This is a genomic window from Pseudomonas sp. WOUb67 (assembly GCF_050058005.1).
In the GTDB taxonomy this organism is placed as follows: Bacteria; Pseudomonadota; Gammaproteobacteria; order Pseudomonadales; family Pseudomonadaceae; genus Aquipseudomonas; species Aquipseudomonas putida_R.
The window spans coordinates 229,796-249,595 of sequence record NZ_CP170112.1 but is presented as its reverse complement, the minus strand read 5'-3'; the positions used below and the strand labels follow the sequence as shown (position 1 = coordinate 249,595).

At 62.0% G+C, this 19,800-nt stretch carries 15 protein-coding genes and 1 tRNA gene; 8 read left to right on the top strand and 8 right to left on the bottom strand.

The genetic code is table 11. The features are described from left to right. Nucleotides 1-1,683, bottom strand: a complete 1,683-nt coding sequence (locus ABOC32_RS01180) for a flavin monoamine oxidase family protein (protein ID WP_426809873.1) — start codon at nucleotides 1,681-1,683, stop codon at nucleotides 1-3. An 813-nt stretch (nucleotides 1,684-2,496) separates the two neighbouring features. Between ABOC32_RS01180 and ABOC32_RS01175 the strand changes: the two genes are divergently transcribed. Then, nucleotides 2,497-2,787, top strand: a complete 291-nt coding sequence (locus ABOC32_RS01175) for a hypothetical protein (RefSeq protein WP_016484596.1) — start codon at nucleotides 2,497-2,499, stop codon at nucleotides 2,785-2,787. 4 nt (nucleotides 2,788-2,791) lie between these two features. Here ABOC32_RS01175 and ABOC32_RS01170 read toward each other — a convergent pair whose 3' ends face one another. Continuing rightward, on the bottom strand, nucleotides 2,792-3,253 hold the full coding sequence (locus ABOC32_RS01170) for an Lrp/AsnC family transcriptional regulator (protein ID WP_426809872.1): 462 nt from the start codon (nucleotides 3,251-3,253) through the stop codon (nucleotides 2,792-2,794). 288 nt (nucleotides 3,254-3,541) lie between these two features. Here ABOC32_RS01170 and ABOC32_RS01165 point away from each other — a divergent pair, with 288 nt between their 5' ends. The 4 genes from ABOC32_RS01165 to ABOC32_RS01150 all read left to right on the top strand — a co-directional run bounded on the left by ABOC32_RS01165 (nucleotide 3,542) and on the right by ABOC32_RS01150 (nucleotide 8,353). Next, nucleotides 3,542-4,120, top strand: a complete 579-nt coding sequence (locus ABOC32_RS01165) for a serine acetyltransferase (RefSeq protein WP_426809871.1) — start codon at nucleotides 3,542-3,544, stop codon at nucleotides 4,118-4,120. 233 nt (nucleotides 4,121-4,353) lie between these two features. Then, on the top strand, nucleotides 4,354-4,863 hold the full coding sequence (locus tag ABOC32_RS01160) for a sigma-70 family RNA polymerase sigma factor (protein WP_426809870.1): 510 nt from the start codon (nucleotides 4,354-4,356) through the stop codon (nucleotides 4,861-4,863). Further along, nucleotides 4,860-5,828 carry a DUF4880 domain-containing protein gene (locus tag ABOC32_RS01155; protein ID WP_426809869.1) on the top strand — a complete coding sequence of 323 codons (969 nt, stop codon included), beginning with the start codon at nucleotides 4,860-4,862 and terminating at the stop codon, nucleotides 5,826-5,828. Before ABOC32_RS01160 ends, ABOC32_RS01155 begins: the two co-directional genes overlap by 4 nt. A 107-nt stretch (nucleotides 5,829-5,935) precedes the next feature. Continuing rightward, nucleotides 5,936-8,353, top strand: a complete 2,418-nt coding sequence (locus ABOC32_RS01150) for a TonB-dependent siderophore receptor (RefSeq protein ID WP_426809868.1) — start codon at nucleotides 5,936-5,938, stop codon at nucleotides 8,351-8,353. A gap of 150 nt (nucleotides 8,354-8,503) precedes the next feature. Here ABOC32_RS01150 and ABOC32_RS01145 read toward each other — a convergent pair. The 5 genes from ABOC32_RS01145 to rpsU form a co-directional block, all read right to left on the bottom strand. Beyond that, nucleotides 8,504-8,580, bottom strand: a tRNA-Ile gene (locus tag ABOC32_RS01145). A gap of 16 nt (nucleotides 8,581-8,596) precedes the next feature. After that, entirely contained in the window at nucleotides 8,597-12,340 is a 3,744-nt protein-coding gene (locus tag ABOC32_RS01140) for an EAL domain-containing protein (RefSeq protein ID WP_426809867.1), read from the bottom strand. A gap of 229 nt (nucleotides 12,341-12,569) precedes the next feature. Next, the gene (gene rpoD / locus ABOC32_RS01135) at nucleotides 12,570-14,420 is read right to left on the bottom strand and encodes an RNA polymerase sigma factor RpoD (RefSeq protein WP_086976849.1); all 1,851 of its coding nucleotides are present in this window, start codon (nucleotides 14,418-14,420) and stop codon (nucleotides 12,570-12,572) included. A gap of 67 nt (nucleotides 14,421-14,487) precedes the next feature. Then, complete coding sequence (gene dnaG, locus ABOC32_RS01130; protein WP_426809866.1) at nucleotides 14,488-16,470, bottom strand: DNA primase; 1,983 nt, start codon at nucleotides 16,468-16,470, stop codon at nucleotides 14,488-14,490. A gap of 304 nt (nucleotides 16,471-16,774) precedes the next feature. Continuing rightward, nucleotides 16,775-16,990 (bottom strand): 30S ribosomal protein S21, encoded by a 216-nt coding sequence (gene rpsU, locus ABOC32_RS01125; protein ID WP_003255575.1) that lies wholly within the window; start codon nucleotides 16,988-16,990, stop codon nucleotides 16,775-16,777. Nucleotides 16,991-17,194: 204 nt separating this feature from the next. Here rpsU and tsaD point away from each other — a divergent pair, with 204 nt between their 5' ends. Further along, complete coding sequence (gene tsaD, locus ABOC32_RS01120) at nucleotides 17,195-18,220, top strand: tRNA (adenosine(37)-N6)-threonylcarbamoyltransferase complex transferase subunit TsaD (RefSeq protein WP_426809865.1); 1,026 nt, start codon at nucleotides 17,195-17,197, stop codon at nucleotides 18,218-18,220. Nucleotides 18,221-18,237: 17 nt separating this feature from the next. Here the strand turns inward: tsaD and plsY are convergent, their stop codons facing one another. Further along, the gene (gene plsY / locus ABOC32_RS01115) at nucleotides 18,238-18,807 is read right to left on the bottom strand and encodes a glycerol-3-phosphate 1-O-acyltransferase PlsY (protein ID WP_086976846.1); all 570 of its coding nucleotides are present in this window, start codon (nucleotides 18,805-18,807) and stop codon (nucleotides 18,238-18,240) included. A gap of 74 nt (nucleotides 18,808-18,881) precedes the next feature. On the opposite strand from plsY, the gene folB reads away from it, so the two are divergent. Both folB and folK read left to right on the top strand, forming a co-directional pair. Continuing rightward, nucleotides 18,882-19,238 (top strand): dihydroneopterin aldolase, encoded by a 357-nt coding sequence (gene folB, locus ABOC32_RS01110; RefSeq protein ID WP_004375185.1) that lies wholly within the window; start codon nucleotides 18,882-18,884, stop codon nucleotides 19,236-19,238. Next, entirely contained in the window at nucleotides 19,229-19,738 is a 510-nt protein-coding gene (gene folK, locus ABOC32_RS01105) for a 2-amino-4-hydroxy-6-hydroxymethyldihydropteridine diphosphokinase (protein WP_426809864.1), read from the top strand. Before folB ends, folK begins: the two co-directional genes overlap by 10 nt. The last annotated feature ends 62 nt before the right edge of the window (nucleotides 19,739-19,800 follow it).

The following is a 19,800-nucleotide window of genomic DNA, read 5'->3' as shown; positions in this document are numbered from 1 at the left end:
TCAGTCTGCCAGGGCGATCGGGCCGATTTTGTCGAACACATCGCCCGGGCCGGGGTTGTCCGGGTGGGTCTGGCCACCGAAGTGGTTCATGATACCCCACACCGCATTCAACGACGTCTGCACCGCGCCTTCCACCCACGCCGGGGTCCACGACACGTCGTCACCGGCGATGAACATGCCACGCTGCTCGGCAGGCATGTCCTGCTGCATGAAGTGTGCGTACATGCGCTGGTTGTAGCGGTAGTGGCCCGGCAGTGCGCCCTTGAAGGCGCCGAGGAAGTGCGGGTCGGCTTCCCAGGAAATGGTGATCGGGTCGCCGATGATGTGCCCGGCGATATCGGTCTTGGGGTAGATCTTCTTCAGCGCATCCAGGGCCAGCTGCACGCGTTTTTCCACCGGGTGCGGCAGCATCTTCAGCGCGTCGCTCATCCAGGCGTAGGACAGGCAGATCACCCCTGGCTTTTCGTCGCCGTTGTCGAACAGGTAGGTGCCGCGGGTGAGGCGGTCGGTGAGGGTCATGCTCATCAGGTCGCGACCGGTTTGCGGGTCTTTGTCCTTCCAGAACGGCCGGTCGACCATGACGAACGTCTTGGACGACTGCATGTAGCGGGTGCGGTCCAGGGCCATCCACATCTTCTGCGAGAACAGCGATTCCTCGCAGTCGATCTGGGTGGTCAGCAGCCAGGTCTGGCAGGTGGCGAGCACGGCGCCGTAGTGCCGGGTATCACCCCAGTTGTCGGTAACCGCCAGGCGGCCATCGGCGGCACGGGCAATGCGCTTGACCCCGGTACGCGGCGCGCCGCCATGCAGGCCGCTGAGGCTGGTGCCTTCCGGCCAGTGGGCGCAGCGCTCCGGCACGTGCCGCCAGATACCTTGTGGCACCTGCTCCACACCGCCGACGACCAGGTGTTGGTGGTCGTCGCAGTTGGTCATCACCACGCGGAAGATTTCCAGCATCGAGTTGGGGAAGTCCGAGTCCCAGCCGCCGGTGCCAAAGCCGACCTGCCCGAACACTTCGCGGTGCTGGAAGCTCAGTTTGGCGAACGAGCGTGAGGTGGCGACGAAGTCGTAGAAGGTGCGGTCGTCCCACAGCGGAACCAGCTTGTTCCACAGTTCCTTCAAGCGCGGTACATCCCGGTCGCGGATGGCTTGCTGGATGTCGGCGAACTGGGCGCCGCTTTCCAGCGCGTCGGCCCAGGCGTCGGCCACTTCGTGGAACAGCGTGGGCAGGTCGGCGGTTTTTTCCGCGTAGTAGGTCTGGCCTTCCAGGTCGATCACCGTGCTGCCCGACGCCGGGGTCAGCGGGTTGGGGAAGGGCTTGGTCTCCAGGCCCAGCTTGTCCACATAGTGGTAGAAGGCAGTGGACGACACCGGGAAGCGCATGCCGCCGAGTTCGGCGATGATCCCGTCGGTGCCGTTGAAGGCTTGCGAACGCAGCCGACCACCCAGCTTGGACGCCTCGTACACCACCGGCTTCAAGCCCAGCTTCATCAGCTCGTAAGCCGCCACCAGGCCAGCGATACCGGCACCCACGATGGCCACTTCCTCACCCTGGCGGTCAGCCGGAATGCTGCCCAGGCCTGCGGGGTGTTCCAGCCAGTCGTCGAAGGCGAACGGGAAGTCCGGGCCGAAGATGGTGATGGGCTGCTTGCCGTCGGCGGGGTGGCGGTTTTTCTTGTTCATGAAGTGACCTTGCCAGAGGGGCTGCGCGGGGAGCGGAGCCTGAGTATAGGAGATGCCTGGCGGTCATTTTAGGGAGTGGGGCGTTCGTAATTAAGGTTCAGAGTGGTGTCTGAATGTATGACTTTTCGTCGAAAGCATAAGTTTGAAGTTATTTATGACGAAATGCTTGTAGTGCGATTTGCTGTGCCTATCCGATCGAGCGCCGCCCGCGCGGCGCATCGCGAGCTGCGCTCGCTCCTACGTTTGTTTCGGGCCAGTCATGCCTGTGACAGGCGCGCGCAACCGCCCTGTTTGTACGACGCGGTAGTGGGATATGCGCCAAGGCGTTCGCGCGCGAATCTCCCAGGAATAATTGGCCGGAAACAAACGTAGGAGCGAGCGCAGCTCGCGATGCGCCGCGCGGGCGGCGCTCGGTCTGATAGGCGCAGTAAATTGCAAGGCAAGCACCTGGTGGCCTCATGCGCCTCTCTGGCGGGCATAAATACAATTTGGATGGGGTGTGATCAGCCAATTCCTACACCCAAGGCTCGAATTAAAGAATTACCCTACGCTCGCTATCGCCTCAGTCTGGCATCGCGGGAACGGCTTCATCGTTAACTTCAACGGGTCGCCGAAAATTCGGTGATCGGGCGTGAGAACCCGCTGATCTTTCTAGAGGCGCACTGCTATGGCAGCTGTGCGCGGGCAGGCTTTGCCTGGCCGGGTATACGCCTCCAAGTTCGCCGGTTCTCACCTCGCGCATGGCTGCCACCCAATTCCCGTGAGAAGGAAGCGATTGGCCGCCAGTCATCCCTGTGATCTGGAGGCTATACCATGACTGACCGTTTGCCCGATCAACCTGTAAAACTGCAACCCACCGCTGAAAAACCCTTTTGCAACTGCGAATCCAGCCACCCGCCGTTATTCGCCATCCGCCCCGGCATCGACGCCGCAGACGCCTTGGTCCACGCCTGCCTATTGGCCCGAGGCCTCAACCAGATCGCCACCGACTACGCCCAACACCATGCCCCCGAGCGCAGCCGTGACATCGTCTGGTCGATGCAGCATTCTGCCGAGAGCCTATCGGCAATTCTGGAGGGACTGCTAGACGGGCAGGAGGCCTGATTGATCAGAGCGGCTGCCCGCGATCCACCTTGCTGCTGAGAATGATCGACGTGGTGGTTTTCTCCACCCCGTCGACACTGCCGATCTGGTCGAGCAACTGGTCCAACTGTTCGGGCGAATCCGTACGTAGCCAAGCCACATAGTCGAATTCGCCGCTCACTGCACACAGCTGCTGCACCTGGCCCATGGCACTCAACCGGCGCACCACTTCCTTGCCGGAACGCGGCTGCACCTTGATCCCCACGTACGCTTGCAGCCCGCCGCCTAACACACTCTGGCCCAGGCGCACGCCATAGCCCGAGATGACCTTATTCTTCTCCAGCCGTTCCAGGCGCGAGTTCACGGTGGTGCGGGCGATACCCAGCTGCCGGGCGAGGGTGGCGACGCTTTCGCGTGCGTTGATCTGTAGCAGGGCGATCAGCTGGCGATCGATTTCATCCAGCGTGATGGAGCGGGAATCTGACATGGCGAGTCTCTACGGTTGGCCCGCTAGCCTAGCCAGCCAGTGGCAATCGGGGCAAGGCCGGGCACAGGTGACCAATCTGACGCGATCCTCTGTAGGAGCGGCCTTGCCGGGGCGCCGGACCGGTCGGAAAGGGCCGCAAAGCGGCCCCAGGATTTCAGCAGTGACGCAAATATTGCTGGGGCTGCTGTGCAGCCCTTTCGCGACACGAGGCCGCTCCTACAACGACCGCTCTGGCCTGGTGACTGTGCCTTCGGCATGATGAAGCGCTAGTCCATCGGGAGTTTCGGTGTGAACCTCGACAATCTGCTCGAATGCTGGCGACTGGAAGTCTCCAACAAGAAAAGGCCCGGACGCCGCATCAGCCTGCTGTTCAACGTGCTGCGCCGCGCACGCAAGGACAACAAACTGCGTTTCCTCTTCACCTATCGCCTGGCTCAGTACCTCGACGCCCGCGGCGGACTGGCCCGGCGCCACGCCCGGCGCATGCAGCAGCGCCTCAACCTCAAATACGCCGTAGACATCGATATCGGCGCCCAGATCGCCCCCGGCCTGCGCATCGCCCATCTGCCGGGGGTGGTAATTACCCGACACGTGAGCATCGGGCGCAATTTCTTCATCCGCCAGAATTGTTCGATCGGCATCAAGACCCTCGATCAGGAAGACTATGCCCTGCGCATTGGCGACAATGTGAGCATGGGCGCCAACAGCTGCATCGTTGCCGACCGTATCGAGATTGGCGACGACGTGGTGATCGGCGCGATGTCCCTGGTTACGCGGGATATTCCGGCTGGGATGACCTTCTATAACCCTCGGCAGGCGGAGATGCGGCCGACGGGCGAGCAAGGGCTCACAAAATCTAACGATTAATCCCTGCGGACTTGGCCGTTGTGGGGTCGAGAATCGTCCGCTCCTGAGGCGGAGATCGGAGCCGAACCCATGGGCACCCATCATTTTCAGTTGATCAAAGTCCGTGGCCAAAGAGGATCCTGAGGCCCCGGATGACACTCCCAGGCCGGGCGGGGGATAAACTCCTAACCCATCCCTAATGAGAAGTATTATCATGCGCGTCATTCTTAAGCCGCCCGCTGGATATCACGCCGATGGCCACATCTTCTTCTGCCCATCGTGTTGTGGGTGAGCTTTATGCCCAGCACCATGATTGGGTGGTGCAGTTGCTCCGGCGCAGGTTGGGAGGGCACGAACTGGCCCTGGATCTGGCGCAAGATACATTCGTGCGGATTCTGAGCAGTGGGACCGTGCCAATCTTTCGCGAGCCCCGGGCCTACCTCACCACCGTTGCCGGTCGCCTGTGCGGGCAATATTATCGGCGACGGGCGCTGGAGCGGGCGTATGAGCAGTCGCTGACGCTCCTTGAGCCGGAACTTGTGCCCTCGCCGGAAACCCGCCTGCTGGTGCTGGAAGCGCTAGACGCAGTCGGGCAGGTATTGGATGGGCTGGGCAGCAAGGTGCGTGAGATTTTCCTGCTCTCACAACTCGATGGCCTGACTTATCCACAGATCGCCGAACGCATGGGTTTAAGCGTGAATGTGGTGCAGAAAGCCATGCTCAAAGCCTATCGCCATTGCTACCTGGGGGTGTACGGCGCATGAACCGCCTCCCGGCGGCCAGCGATCAAGCGTTGGACGAGCGAGTGCTGGACGAGGCCTTGCATTGGATCGTCACGCTGCAATCGGGCACCAGCGATGCCGCCGAGCAGCATGCCTGCCAACAATGGCGCAATGAAAACCCCCAGCATGAATTAGCCTGGCAACGATTGGCCGGTCTCAGCCGCGACATGCGCATCAACACCTACGCGCTGTCGGCACCCAATGCCCGGCAATTATTGCGCGCCCGTAGCACGCCTTCGCGACGCACCTTGCTCAAAGGCTTTGCTGGCCTGGGTGTGGTCACCGCCCTGGGGTTGAGCGTGCGCGAGCGGGTGCTGTTGCCGGAATTGTTCAGTGATTACCACACCACCACGGGCGAGCGACGGCATCTGCGCCTGGCTGACGCGGGGGCGTTGCAGCTGGATACCCGTACGGCGGTGGATATTCGTGGCGCCGACATGGCACTGAACCTCGGCAGGCTGTTGCTGAGCTCCGGCACCAGCGGCATGACGGCGATCAAGACCACCAATGGCTGGGTGCGGCCGACCGCCTTGTCACGGTTGATCATCAGCCAGGGTCTGCCCCGCCAGCAGGGAACCGAAGTGCAATTGCTTTTGGGTAGCGCGTCTGTCGAGCCGCTGCATGGCGTCGGTATCAGGCTCAGTGCTGGCCAGCAATTGACCTTCGACAGCCACCACAGCGGGCAACCGGCAAGCGTGCCATCAACCGCCGAAGCCTGGACCCAGGGCCTGCTGATCGCCGAGCGCATGCCCTTGATTGAAGTGGTCGAGCAACTCGACCGCTACCGGCGTGGCATGCTGCGCTGCGATCCGGCCATCGCTGGTCTGCAGGTGTCGGGTTCCTTCTCGCTGGATCGTCCGGAGGACAGCCTCGGCTTGCTGGCCAAGGTGCTGCCGGTGCGTGTGCAACGGGTGTTTGGTTATCTGGCGATGGTTGTACCGGCCTAGTCCCGAATTTTTTGTCACTGCACCGGCAGTATTTTTCATTTCGAGCATCAAGACAGGCAAGACGCTGAAAAAGCGCCCACCCAACCCTTCTCCACAGGACAGTCTTTATGCTCAGCCGCGTCACTCCGCTTGCCAGCGCCTTGCGCACCGTCATCTTCGGTTTATCGGTGGCTATCACCAGTTATGGCGTCATGGCCGCGACCCCGGCACCCGACCGGGAACACACCCAACGCCAGGCTTATGACATTCCCGCCGACAGTCTCGATCGCGTGCTGGGCGCTTTCGGGCAGCAGGCGAGCGTGATGATCGGCATTGACGCCTCATTGGCTGCCGGCATCCAGAGCCAGGGCCTGAAAGGCAACTTTGCTGTGGATGAAGGGCTCGAGCGGCTGTTGAGCCCGGTGGGTTTAAAGGCCGAGCACGAGCAAGGCGGGTATCGTGTGATTGCCAAACCCGCCTCTCAGGATGGACAGGTGGAGTTGCAAGCGACGCAAGTCAGTGCGAACCAGTTGGGTACGGTGACCGAGGGCACTGGCTCGTACACGCCAGGCACCATCGCCACAGCCACGCGCCTGGTGCTGACCCCGCGGGAAACGCCGCAATCGATCTCGGTGGTGACGCGTCAGGTGATGGATGATTTTGGCCTCAATGCCATCGACGATGTGATGCGCCACACGCCGGGCATTACCGTGTCCACGTACGACACCGAGCGTACCAACTACTATTCCCGCGGTTTCTCCATCGTCAACTTCCAGTACGACGGTATCCCCACCCTGCGTGATGCCCAATACTCGGCGGGCCAGACCCTGACTGACATGGCGATCTATGACCGCGTCGAAATACTCAAGGGTGCCACCGGCCTGCTTACCGGTGCTGGCGGCCCTGGCGGCACCATCAATCTGATTCGTAAAAAGCCCACCTCCGAGTTCAAGAGCAGCATCGAGCTGGGCGCCGGCTCCTGGGACAACTATCGCTCGCAAGTCGACGTCAGCGGGCCTTTGACCGAGACCGGCAACGTTCGCGGCCGGGCGGTGGCGGCGTATCAGGACAAACATTCGTTCCTCGACCATTACTCCCGCAAGACTGGCGTGCTGTACGGCATCCTTGAGTTCGACCTGGACGAAAACACCCTGCTGACATTGGGCGCCGACTATCAGGACAGCGACCCGAAAGGCTCCAGCTGGACCGGCACGCGTACCATTTTCGACGCGACTGGCAACAAGCTGGACCTACCGCGTTCGTTCAACAACGGCCCGAAATGGGGTTCATGGGAACAGTACAGCCGCACGGCATTCGCCACCCTGGAACATACGTTTGATAGCGGCTGGGTCACCAAAGGCCAATACAACCATCAGATCAATGGCTATAACGCACCCCTGGGCTACATCTCCCAGGACTCGGCCACCGCCAGCTCCATCTATGCGCGCAAATACGTTGGTGACACCACCAGTGACAGCCTGGATGTCTACGCCTCTGGGCCGTTCGAGCTGTTGGGCCGTGAACACGAACTGGTGATTGGTCAATCCTTGTCCATCTCCAAGTGGAAAGCCAAGGACTACACCGCGACCACTTACTTCGACAACAGTTATGACTTCTACAATTGGCATGGCCAAGCCATCGAGCCACTGTGGACTGCCACCAAGGTCAATGACGAAACCACCCGCCAGACCGGTACCTACGTCACCGGCCGCTTCAGCCTGACGGATGAACTGCACCTGTTGCTCGGTTCGCGCATCGCCAACTACCAGGTCACCGGTACCAGCGACACCCAGGAAAGCGGCAAGGTAGTGCCGTACGCTGGTCTGACGTATGACCTGAACGATAACTTCACGGCGTATGCCAGCTATACCGAGATCTTCCAGCCACAAACCCAATACCGCGACCGAACGCGCTCCATGCTGGACCCCAACGAGGGCAAGAACTATGAACTGGGCCTCAAGGGCGAATTCTTCGGCGGTCGCCTGAACTCCAGTCTCGCCTACTTCGAAGTCCACGAAGAAAACCGTCCAATCGCTGACACCGCCTGGAACTCCCAGCCGGGCGTTGACTACTCGTACGTGGGCACCAAAACGAAGACCAAGGGTTACGAAGCGGAAGTCTCCGGTGAACTCGCGCCAGGCTGGCAGTTGCAGGCGGGCTACACCCATAAGATCGCCCGAGATGACGACAACAAAAAGGTCGCCACCTGGGAGCCGGAAGACCAGGTCAGCTTCTATACCACCTACAAGCTCAAGGGCAACCTCGATAAGCTCACAGTGGGCGGTGGCGCACGCTGGCAGAGCGCTGGCTGGCAGACGGTGAATAACTGGGGCTATCCCGGGGGCGGACGCTCGGAGAAGTTCACGCAAGACCCGTACTGGCTTGTCGATTTGATGACCCGCTACCAGCTCACCGACAACCTGTCGGCGACCCTCAACGTCAACAACCTGTTCGACAAACACTATTACACCAACATTGGTTTTTATGACTCGGCGTATCCGGGCGACCCGCGCAATGTGATGGTGACGACGCGTTGGGATTTCTAAGAGAGGTGTGACGCGTTAAAGCCGAGGTGTTACGGCATCTCGGCGTTCAGACACATTGTGGACACATGAAGAGTTTTGAAAGGTGAGCGAGGGGGAAATGGCAGGGGCTAGAGACGACAAAGCCGCGCAATGGCGCGGCTTTGTCGTATTTGGTGGGCCCACACGGACTTGAACCGTGGACCAAAGGATTATGAGTCCTCTGCTCTAACCAACTGAGCTATAGGCCCTCAGTAAGTGGCCGGATTATAACGAGGGTTTCGCACCGGTGCCATCTGAAAGATCCGATAGTGCTATGCGAAGAAACGTTGCCGCGAACTCCCCTGGTGGCAGCGGCAGGCTGACGATGTAGCCCTGGATCTGCTCACACCCTTCCGCTGCCAGGAAACGCTGCTGGGCCTGGTTTTCCACGCCCTCGGCAATGATGGTCAGTTGCATGCTGCGGCCCAGGGCAATGATCGCACGGGCGATGGCGGCGTCGTGCGGGTCGTCGGGCAGGCCGCGGATGAACGACTTGTCGATCTTGAGAATGTCCAGCGGCAGGCGCTTGAGATAGCTCAGCGATGAATAGCCGGTGCCAAAATCGTCGATGGCCAGCTGCACGCCCAGTTTTTTCAGCTGGTACAGCACGGCCAGGGCTTCTTCCGCCTGGCTCATGATGAAGTTTTCGGTGATCTCCAGTTGCAGGTCACCCGCTTTGAGCTGGTAGTGCTTGAGCAACTGTTCGATGCGCCGGGCCAGGTGTGGCTGGCGTAGCTGGGCGCCGGCGAGGTTGATCGACAATGGGCCGAAGGGTTCGTAGTGCTGCTTCCAGGCCTGCATTTGCCGGCAGGCCTGTTCCAGTACCCAGTCGCCGAGCTGGAGGATGGTGCCGTTCTCTTCTGCCAGGTGAATGAAGTGCTCCGGCGGCACTTCACCAAACGTCGGGTGGCTCCAGCGGATCAGCGCCTCGGCGCCGACCAGGTTCTGGGTCTTGAGGCTGAGCTTGGGCTGGAAGCACAGGCTCATTTCGTTGCGTTCGACGGCACGGCGCAGCTCGTGCTCCAGGGCGATGCGCTCGCTGGCCTGGGCAGTCAGGTCGCGGGTGTAGGCTTCGACGCGGTTGCGGCCTTTGGCTTTGGAGCGGTACATGGCCGCGTCGGCGTTACGGATCAGTGTGGCCACGTCGGTGCCGTCCTGCGGGTACAGGCTGATGCCGATGCTGGCGCTGGTGAAGAACTCGTGCTCACCGGCCTGGAACGGTGCGACGAAGCAGGCCAGCAGCTTGTTGGCGATGGTGCTGGCGTCGCTGGGCTTGTGCAGGCCGGGCAACAGGATGATGAACTCGTCGCCGCCCAGGCGGGCCACGGTGTCGACATCACGCACCTGCTCCTTCAGGCGCTGGGCAATGCCCTTGAGCAGCAGGTCGCCGACCGGGTGGCCGAGGCTGTCGTTGATGTGCTTGAAGCGGTCGAGGTCGAGGAACAGCACCGCACCCTGACGGTTGGATACCTGCGAGCAGGTGAGCACGGCCTGCAGGCGGTTTTCGAACAAGGCACGGTTGGGCAGGCCGGTCAGCGGGTCGTGGTGGGCCTGGTAATCGAGCTTGGCCTGGGCGTGCTTGAGACTGGAAATGTCGGCGAACACGGCAACGAAGTGGGTGATCTCGCGCTCGCTGTTGCGCACGGCGCTGATGGTCAGCCAGCCGGGGTACAGTTCGCCGTTCTTGCGCTTGTTGTAGATCTCGCCTTGCCAGTGGCCCTCGGCGGTAAGCTGGTGCCACATGGCGGCATAGAAGGCGCTGTCGTGCTGGCCGGAGGCAAGCAGGCGCGGGGTCTGGCCGAGGGCTTCGATCTCGCTGTAGCCGGTGATTTCGCTGAAGGCGCGGTTGACGGCACTGATGCGCTGGTCGATGTCGGTGATCAGTACGCCTTCGGCAGTGTTCTCGAACACGGTGGCGGCCAGCTGCAGTTTTTCCTGCATCAGGTGGCGCTCGGTGATGTCGCGGGCGATGGTCAGCATGCAGTCGACGCCGGCAATCGGCAGGGGCCTGGCGGACAGCTCGCACAGACGGATCTGCCCGTCGCTGCGGCGGATGTGGCAGGTGAAGTCGCGCACGAAGCCGTCGCGGTTGAGCTGGTCGACCATGCGTTTGCGTTCGTTGAGGTCGACCCAGATACCCAGATCGAGCGAGGTCTGGTCGATGGTCGGGTTCAGGTCGTAGCCTGTGAGGCGGCAGAAGCCTTCGTTCACCTCAAGCAGTAAACCGTCGCTCTGGCGCGACAGCAGCAGGCCGTCGGGCGAAGCGTGGAAGGCCTTGGCGAATTTCTCTTCCGAGGTTTGCAGTTGCCCCTGGGTTTCCTTCAGCTGGCTGATGTCGCGCACCGCTACCACCAGCGCCGGGGTGCCGTCGAGCTCGAAGGTTTCGGCCGAGGTGAGGCCGGTGAACAGTTGGCCATTGCTGCGCCGGAAGCTCATTTCCAGGTTGCGGATGCCGCCCTGGTGCAGGCGCTCGAGCAGCGGCGGGCCGGAGCCTTCGACACCCCACAGGTTCAGCTCGGTGGCGCTGCGGCCAATCACCTGGCCCGGGGTCAGGCCAATCTGCTCTTCGAAGGCTTCGTTCACCTCCAGCAGGCAGCCGTCGCTGTGACGGGCGATCAGCAGAATGTCGGGGCACTGCTGGAACACCGAGGCAAACTTTTGCTCGGAAAGGCGCAGGGCGTCCTCGGTGCGCTTGGTTTCGCTGATGTCGATCATCAGGCCGCGCATCACCGGCTGGTGCCCGTGTTCGATCATGCTGACGATATTGCGCACCCACAGGGGCTGGCCGTCGGCCCGGATTACCCGGTAGTCCAGGCTATGGTCGCGCCCGGCTGCGGTTTCGCTGTCGCAGTAAGCCTGGGCCCAGAGGGCGTCCTCCGGGTGCAGGATGCTGCGCCAGAAGCCCGGCCTGAGCCAGTCGCTCAGCGGGTAACCAAGCAGGTCTTCGGCATGGGGGGAAACGTAGCTGTAGGTATAGTCGTTGGCATCGGCTTCCCAGGCGATGGCTGACAGGCTCTCGACCAGGCCGCGGTAGTGGTACTCGCTGCTGCGCAGCTCCTGCTCAAGCGCGATGCGCCGGGAAATTTCCGAGCTGAGGCGGCGGTTGATACGGATGACCACGGCCAGAACGGCCATCAGCAACAGCACCGTTGGCAGGCCATACACCAGCAGGTCGGACCAGAACATTCGCTGGTCAACCACATTGCCCACCCAGCGCTGCTGGATCTGGCTGACTTCGCCGCTGCTCATGTCGGCCATGACTTTGTCCAGAATCCCCACCAGCACCTTGTTGTCGCGGGGTGCGGCCATGGCCAGCTGGTAGCGGTAGGGCGTTTCGCCACTGACGTAGAGGCCATCGAGCTTGAGCTGACGCAGGCTCCAGATGCTTGAAGCGAGGTCGCCGACCACGGCGTCCACCTGATCGGTGGCCAAGGCCTGCAAGGTGGAGCTTACATTGGGCAGCGCCACCAGGTTGAGGTCGGGGTGATGGGTGCGCAGCAGTTCGTGCGGGGCGTAGTTTTCGACCACGGCGATCTTCAGGCCGTACAGGTCGTCCAGTTTGCGCGGTTGTGCGCCGCCTTTGTGGGCGAGGATGACGATGGGGAAGTCGAGGTACGGGCGGGTGAAGGCCAGGTAGCCCTGGCGTTCGGGCGTGGACATGATGCCGGGCAGCAGGTCGATGCGGTTTTCCCGCGCCTGCGCCAGTACCTCGGTCCAGCTGCTGGGCTCGACCGGTTTGAGCGTCACGCCCAGGCGTTGCTGGATCGCGGCGATGTAATCGGCGGCCAATCCCTGGTACCGGCCCTCCTGGTCGCGAAACTCGAACGGTGGCCAAGAGGCGTCTACGCCCAGGCTCAGCTGCGGGTGGGCAGCCAGCCAGGCTTTTTCCTCGTCTGTCAGGGTCAGGGCGCCGGCCGTAGTGTTCCACAAAATCAGGAGCAGCAGCAGAATGGCCGGCATGAGCGGCATAGCGGCCTCGCATTTTTGGGGTCTGACGTCGAGTGTAGACGGGCATTGCGCAAGCGTGGGGTAAGCGAGATAGGTGTAGGAGCAGCCTTGTGCTGCGAAAGGGCCGGTATGGGCGAAGGTAGTCGGTGACCCGCATGGCCTCTTCGCAGCACAAGGCTGCTCCTACAGGGACCGCGAGCGTTTCAAAAGGCAGAAAAGAAAAACCCCGGCCTGGGCCGGGGTTTTGTCATCACTCGTCGAGGAAGGAGCGCAAATGCTCGCTGCGAGTCGGGTGGCGCAGTTTGCGCAACGCCTTCGCTTCGATCTGACGGATCCGCTCACGCGTTACGTCAAACTGCTTGCCCACCTCTTCGAGGGTGTGGTCGGTGTTCATGTCGATACCGAAGCGCATGCGCAGCACCTTGGCTTCGCGTGCTGTCAGGCCCGAGAGCACGTCACGGGTGGCTTCCTTGAGGCTTTCGACCGTGGCCACGTCGATCGGGGACTGCATGGTCGAGTCCTCGATGAAGTCGCCCAGGTGCGAATCTTCGTCGTCACCGATCGGGGTTTCCATGGAGATCGGCTCTTTGGCGATCTTCAGTACCTTGCGGATCTTGTCCTCAGGCATTTCCATGCGCTCGCCCAGCTCTTCCGGGGTCGGTTCGCGACCCATTTCCTGCAGCATCTGGCGGGAAATACGGTTGAGCTTGTTGATCGTCTCGATCATGTGCACCGGAATACGGATGGTGCGTGCCTGGTCGGCGATCGAACGGGTGATCGCCTGACGGATCCACCAGGTGGCATAGGTCGAGAACTTGTAGCCGCGACGGTATTCGAACTTGTCCACCGCTTTCATCAAGCCGATGTTGCCTTCCTGGATCAGGTCAAGGAACTGCAGGCCACGGTTGGTGTACTTCTTGGCGATGGAGATAACCAGACGCAGGTTCGCCTCGACCATTTCTTTCTTGGCGCGACGGGCCTTGGCTTCACCGATCGACATGCGACGGTTGATGTCCTTGATCTCGGCAACGGTAAGGCCGGTTTCGGTCTCAAGGTCAATCAGCTTCTGCTGGCAAGCAACGATGGCGGCGTCCTTTTCACCCAGGGCGGCAGCCCATTTGGTGTTGCGCTTGGCCAGGTCACCGCTCCAGGTCTGGTCGGTTTCGTTGCTCGGGAACATGCGCAGGAAGTCGGCACGCGGCATGCGGGCATCACGCACGCACAGCTGCATGATGGCGCGTTCTTGCTGACGCAGACGGTTCAGGGCATCACGAACACGCTCTACCAGGACCTCGAACTGCTTGGGTACCAGCTTGATCGGCATGAACAGGTCGGCGAGGGCTTGCAGGGCCGCGATGCTTTCCTTGTGGGCACGACCGTTCTTCTTCACGACCTTGACGGTCGCCTGAAGCTGGTCGGATACCGCACCGAAACGTTGGGCTGCGACTACCGGGTCCGGACCGCTCTCGGTCTCTTCCTCGTCGTCACTGCTCTCGGCTTCTTCCTCTTCGTCGTCGGACTCTTCCTTCGCGGCGGCGGCCTTGGCGCCAGGGATCGGCACCTCTTCGGTCGGCGCGGCGATGTTGTCGTCAGGGTCGATGTAACCGCTGAGCACGTCCGACAGACGGCCGCCCTCGGTGGTGACGCGGTCATATTCGCCGAGAATGTAATCGACAGTGCCCGGGAAGTGAGCGATGGCGCCCATGACTTCACGGATGCCTTCCTCGATACGCTTGGCGATTTCGATCTCGCCTTCGCGGGTCAGAAGCTCGACGGTACCCATTTCACGCATGTACATGCGCACCGGGTCGGTCGTGCGGCCGATATCGGTTTCAACTGCCGCCAACGCAGCAGCGGCTTCTTCGGCCGCGGCTTCGTCGGTGTCGGCTTCCGCCAACAGAAGGGCATCCGCATCCGGAGCACTCTCGAATACGTTGATCCCCATGTCGTTGATCATGCGGATGATGTCTTCCACCTGTTCAGGATCTGAAATATCCTCAGGCAGGTGGTCGTTGACCTCCGCGTAAGTCAGGTAGCCCTGCTCACGACCGCGGGTGATCAACTCTTTGATACGAGACTGCTGTTGCGCTTTTCCGGACATAACACCCTATCCACTGAAGGTCTTGGCGGGCAAAAAACAAGCCGAGGATTATACCCGAGCATGGGCCTCACGCGCCAGATGAGGTCGGCGTTTGTGCGGGAACATTCCGGCTCAGCAGGGCGAGAAGCTGGGTTTTTTCCTCGCTGGTCAATTCACTTTGACGTGATTTCCTGAGCAGTTGTTCCAGGCTGCGCTCGCGTTGGCGGGCGGACAAGCTAGTTATAGTGTCGAAAAACTGTTGTTCAAGGTTGTCGGCTACGATCAGCCATTCCTTTTCCGCCAGGGCCCGCAGCAGGCGGCCCTGTTCGGTGCCGTGCCAGCGTGCAATCAACTGCATTGAGCTTAGCCCAGGATTTTTCTGTGCGGCTTCGATCAATGCCACCAGCAGCTGGCTGTACAGGTGTTCTTCGTCGGCGAAGTGGCTGGCATCTTCCACCTTGCCGGCCAGCAACGGGTGGTGCAGCAAGGTGCGCAGGGCCGCCAGGGTAGGCGGCTCGACCGGGGCTGGCACACGCGGTGGCGCTTCGTCACGTTGCTGCCAGGGCTTACCGCCCTTGCGGTTCTTGTCCCAGGGCTTGTCGCTCCACTGCTTCTTGCCACCGCCCTTGTTCGGCTTCCACGCCTGCTCCTGCTGAGCGGGGGCGAAGTCATGCTGCGGCATGTCGCCGTAATCAGGGGTGTAGCTGGCCATGGCGTCGTAGTCGTAGCCAGGGTCGTAGTCCGGCACACTGCTGGCCGCTGGCGCTTGTTGCGCCAGTTGCTCGACCTGCTGCGGGTCCAGGCCGGTGATTTCCTTCAGGCGGTTGCGCATCAGTTGGCGCAGGTTGGCGCCGGGGATCTTTTCGATCAACGGTGCCGCCAGGGTCGCCATGTGCGCCTTGCCTTCCAGCGAGCGCGGGTCGGCTTCAACGCCCAGTTGCTCGAAGAAGTAGTCGGCCAGCGGCTGGGCGTGCTGGTTGATGCGGGCCCTGAAGGCATCGGTGCCTTCGGCGCGCACCAGGCTGTCCGGGTCTTCGCCTTCGGGCAGGAACAGGAAGCGCGCGCGGCGGCCGTCCTGCAGGTTCGACAGGGTCGACTCCAGCGCACGCCAGGCGGCCTTGCGCCCGGCCTGGTCGCCGTCGAAGCAGAACAGCACGCTGGGCACTACCCGGAACAGGCGCTTGAGGTGCTCTTCGCTGGTGGCGGTGCCAAGGGTGGCCACGGCATTGCGCAGGCCCTGTTGAGCCAGGGCGATGACGTCCATGTAGCCCTCGACGACGATGATCTCGTCGAGGTTGCGGTTGTGCTTGCGCGCCTCGTACAGCCCGTACAGTTCCTGGCCCTTGTGGAACACCGGGGTTTCCGGGGAGTTCAGGTACTTGGGCTTGTCGTCGCCCAGTACCCGGCCGCCGAAGGCGATGATGCGCCCGCGGCTGTCGCGAATGGGGAACATCACCCGGTCGCGGAAACGGTCGTAGCGCTTGCCGCTTTCGGCGTTTTCGATCAGCAGGCCGGCGTCGATCATCACCTTCTGCTGCAAGGCATCAGCACCCAGGTGCCTGAGCAGGTTGTCCCAGCCGGGCGGGGCGAAGCCCAGGCAGAAATCGCGGGCGATTTCCCCGGACAGGCCGCGGCCCTTGAGATAGTCCACCGCGGCCTTGCGGGTCGGGTGGCTGCGCAGGGCCTGGCGGTAGAATTCCGAGGCGGCGTCCAGCAGCGGGTACAGCGGCGAGTCGGTTGGCTGGCGAGGCTTCTGGTCGCGGCGGCCTTGCTCGCGGGGCACTTCCATGCCAGCGGCGCGGGCCAGTTCTTCGACAGCCTGGGGGAAGTCCAGATTGTCGTGGTCCATGACGAAGCCCAGGGCGTTGCCGCCGGCGCCGCAGCCGAAGCAGTAGTAGAACTGCTTGTCGGGGCTGACCGTGAAGGACGGTGTCTTCTCTTTGTGGAACGGGCAGCAGGCCGAGTAGTTTTTGCCGGTTTTTTTCAGCTGGACGCGCGAACTCACCACGTCGACGATGTCGAGGCGGTTGATCAGGTCGTCAATGAAACTCTGGGGAATCAGCCCGGCCATGGCAGTCTCGTCATCTGGCAACTGGCAAGTCTAATCGCTCACGCGCCGAATGGGGCAGGTGATGCTTGGGGAAGTGCGAGGGAATGTGTGCTCGTCGCCAGCCCCTAAGGGCCCGTCAGTCGGACGTGCACGTCTGGTCATACAGCAAGAAAGACCAGCTCTGACGTTTCAGGCAGGTTGCCCCTGTGCAGTTTGCGTAAAGCTAATGCGGGGGCCTTGAGCTAGCTGCTCAAGTTTGAAACGACCGCTGCCATCACCCGGCGGTTAGCCGGGCAGGGCAGAAGCTTTGCGTAGAACGTCTGTATTAGTACAGACGAACGGCGCGGCGCTGTTCGCGCTGTACTTTCTTGGCGTGACGCTTAACAGCAGCAGCTGCTTTGCGCTTACGCTCGGCGGTCGGCTTCTCGTAAAACTCGCGGCTACGAACTTCAGCCAGTACACCGGCTTTTTCGCAGGAGCGCTTGAAACGACGCAGAGCTACGTCGAAGGGTTCGTTCTCTTTAACTTTGACGGCTGGCATCCAGGGCTACCTTAATTCATTACCGGGGTAGACGTGCTCCTGGCAAAACAAAGGTGTGCTGGAGAACGTCGGTTTTCAAGGGTTGCGGATGTTAACCCTTAGCAAGCCGGAATGCAAAGCCTCTGATCGAAAACCGCTGGTCGGCACCCGACACGGGGACTATCATGCGCGCCTTCGAATTCAGCCCCCACAAGGGACGAACCCATGCTAGTACTGGGATTGGAAACATCCTGCGACGAAACTGGCGTCGCATTATACGACAGTGAGCGCGGCTTGTTGGCCGACGCACTGTTCAGCCAGATTGACCTGCATCGCGTGTTTGGCGGTGTGGTGCCCGAGCTTGCCTCGCGTGACCACGTGAAGCGCATGTTGCCGCTTATCCGCCAGGTGCTGGAGGAGGCGGGCTGCGTCGCCACCGAGATCGACGCCATTGCCTACACCGCGGGTCCTGGCCTGGTCGGTGCATTGCTGGTGGGCGCCTCCTGCGCCCAGGCGCTGGCCTTTGCCTGGGACATTCCGGCGATTGGCGTGCACCACATGGAAGGCCACCTGCTGGCGCCCATGCTGGAAGAAAACCCACCTGAGTTTCCGTTCGTCGCTTTGTTGGTTTCGGGCGGACACACCCAGCTGGTACGCGTCGATGGCATCGGTCAGTACGAGCTGCTGGGCGAAAGCCTGGACGATGCCGCCGGCGAAGCGTTCGACAAGACCGCCAAGCTGATCGGCCTCAACTACCCCGGCGGCCCGGAAATCGCGCGCCTGGCCGAGCAGGGCGTACCTGGGCGCTTCGTGTTCCCGCGGCCGATGACCGACCGCCCTGGGCTGGAATTCAGCTTCAGTGGCCTCAAGACCTTTGCCCTGAACACCTGGCAGCAATGCAAGAACGCTGGGGACGACAGCGAGCAAACCCGTTGCGACCTGTCCCTGGCATTCCAGCAGGCGGTGGTGGAGACTTTGACCATCAAGTGCAAGCGGGCGCTCAAGCACACCGGCCTCAAGCGCCTGGTCATCGCGGGTGGCGTAAGTGCCAACAAGGCCTTGCGCGCGTCGCTTGAGGACATGCTCGGCAGCATCAAGGGCAATGTGTACTACGCGCGTCCGCAGTTCTGTACCGACAACGGCGCGATGATCGCTTACGCCGGTTGCCAGCGCCTGTTGGCCGGGCAGCAGCAGGACCTGGCGATCAGCGTGCAGGCACGCTGGCCGATGGAGCAGTTGCCGCCGCTGTAACGTGTGAAGCCGAAAGCTCAGAAGTGCCGTTCGCGACCGGCGAACAGGTCGCGCAGGTTTTTGCGGTGGCGCCATACGATCATCACGGTCAGCACGGTGATCGGCAGCAGGGCTTCGGGCTCGCGCCAGGCCAGCAATGGCAAGGTCAGCGGCGTGGCAATCAGCGCCGCCAGCGAGCTGGTGCGGGTGAGGTAGAACGTCAGCAGCCAGGCGCCGATGGCCAGCAGCGCGGCCGGGAAATACAGGCCCATGAGCATGCCGGCAGCCGTCGCCACACCCTTGCCGCCCTGGAAGCGGAAGTACAGGGGGAACAGGTGGCCCAGCACCGCGCACACGCCCACCCAGGCTTGCGCGTGCAGGTCCAGCCCGGCAAGGCGGGCAAGCAATACCGGCAAAAGGCCCTTGCACAGGTCGCCAAGCAGGGTCAGGATCGCCAGTTTACGGCCTGCCAGACGTAGCATGTTGGTGGCGCCGGCATTGCCTGAGCCGCTGGAACGCGGGTCCGGGCTGCCCGAAAGGCGGCTGAGGAGAATGGCGAAGGACAGTGAGCCGAGCAGGTAGGCGAGCAACGCCAGTAACCAAAACATGCTAACTATTCCGGGCGAGGACGCCCTGATTCTAACGGCGCCAGTCGCCCTTGTCGTGCTGTGGAGAGAAGTGCTTGGACAGAGTGTTCATCGAAGGCCTGGAAGTCGATACCGTCATCGGTGCCTATGACTGGGAGCGGGATATTCGCCAGTGCTTGCGCCTGGACCTTAGCTTTGCCTGGGACAACCGCCCGGCCGCAGCGGGTGACGACCTGAACCTGGCGCTGGACTACGCCAGCGTCTCGGCACGCATCCAGGCGTTTGCCGAGCAGGCGCGTTTCGAGTTGGTGGAAACCTTTGCCGAGCGCCTGGTGGCAACCTTGATGGAAGAATTCCATATCCCCTGGGTGCGGTTGAAACTGACCAAGCCGGGTGCGGTACCGGCGGCCCGTGGCGGTGTTGGCGTGGAGATCGAGCGCGGATGTCTCTGAGCACGGTTTACCTGGGCCTTGGCAGCAACATCGACCGTGAGGCGCACTTGTGCGCCGGGCTCGATGCGTTGGCGGGCATCCTGACCGACATGCGCTGCTCGCCGGTGTTCGAAAGCCAGCCGGTGGGGATCAAGAGCGGGCCGTTCATCAATTTCGTGGTGACTGGGCAAACCGCGCTGCCACTGATCGAACTGGACCGTCGGCTGAAGTTCATCGAGGCCGAAAATGGCCGTTACGCGCCGGACCGCAAAGGGCTGCCGCTGGATATCGATGTGCTGATGTATGGCGATCTGCACGGCACCTTCGATGGGCTGGTGCTGCCCCGGGCTGAGATCCTGAAGAACGCGTTTGTGCTGTGGCCGCTGTCGTTGCTGGCCCCTGAGCTGGTGCATCCGGGGGCAGGCAAGAGCATGGCCCGGTTGTGGCAAGAGGCCCAGATCGACCAGGTACTGGCCCCGGTCGCCTTCGAGTGGCGTGGGTTGCAGCTGACTCCAGCTTAAGCCTGTGTTGGCCTCTTCGCGGCTAAAGCCGCTCCCACTGGGACCGCAGATGCCAAGTGTTG

Bases quoted from the DNA above. Each gene is read 5' to 3' on its own strand.
- ABOC32_RS01140 (WP_426809867.1), bottom strand. From the start codon at position 12,340: ATGCCGCTCATGCCGGCCATTCTGCTGCTGCTCCTGATTTTGTGGAAC.
- plsY (WP_086976846.1), bottom strand. From the start codon at position 18,807: ATGTTTTGGTTACTGGCGTTGCTCGCCTACCTGCTCGGCTCACTGTCC.
- ABOC32_RS01180 (WP_426809873.1), bottom strand. From the start codon at position 1,683: ATGAACAAGAAAAACCGCCACCCCGCCGACGGCAAGCAGCCCATCACC.
- ABOC32_RS01175 (WP_016484596.1), top strand. From the start codon at position 2,497: ATGACTGACCGTTTGCCCGATCAACCTGTAAAACTGCAACCCACCGCT.
- tsaD (WP_426809865.1), top strand. From the start codon at position 17,195: ATGCTAGTACTGGGATTGGAAACATCCTGCGACGAAACTGGCGTCGCA.
- rpoD (WP_086976849.1), bottom strand. From the start codon at position 14,420: ATGTCCGGAAAAGCGCAACAGCAGTCTCGTATCAAAGAGTTGATCACC.
- rpsU (WP_003255575.1), bottom strand. From the start codon at position 16,990: ATGCCAGCCGTCAAAGTTAAAGAGAACGAACCCTTCGACGTAGCTCTG.
- ABOC32_RS01170 (WP_426809872.1), bottom strand. From the start codon at position 3,253: ATGTCAGATTCCCGCTCCATCACGCTGGATGAAATCGATCGCCAGCTG.
- folK (WP_426809864.1), top strand. From the start codon at position 19,229: ATGTCTCTGAGCACGGTTTACCTGGGCCTTGGCAGCAACATCGACCGT.
- dnaG (WP_426809866.1), bottom strand. From the start codon at position 16,470: ATGGCCGGGCTGATTCCCCAGAGTTTCATTGACGACCTGATCAACCGC.
- ABOC32_RS01155 (WP_426809869.1), top strand. From the start codon at position 4,860: ATGAACCGCCTCCCGGCGGCCAGCGATCAAGCGTTGGACGAGCGAGTG.
- ABOC32_RS01160 (WP_426809870.1), top strand. From the start codon at position 4,354: ATGGCCACATCTTCTTCTGCCCATCGTGTTGTGGGTGAGCTTTATGCC.
- ABOC32_RS01150 (WP_426809868.1), top strand. From the start codon at position 5,936: ATGCTCAGCCGCGTCACTCCGCTTGCCAGCGCCTTGCGCACCGTCATC.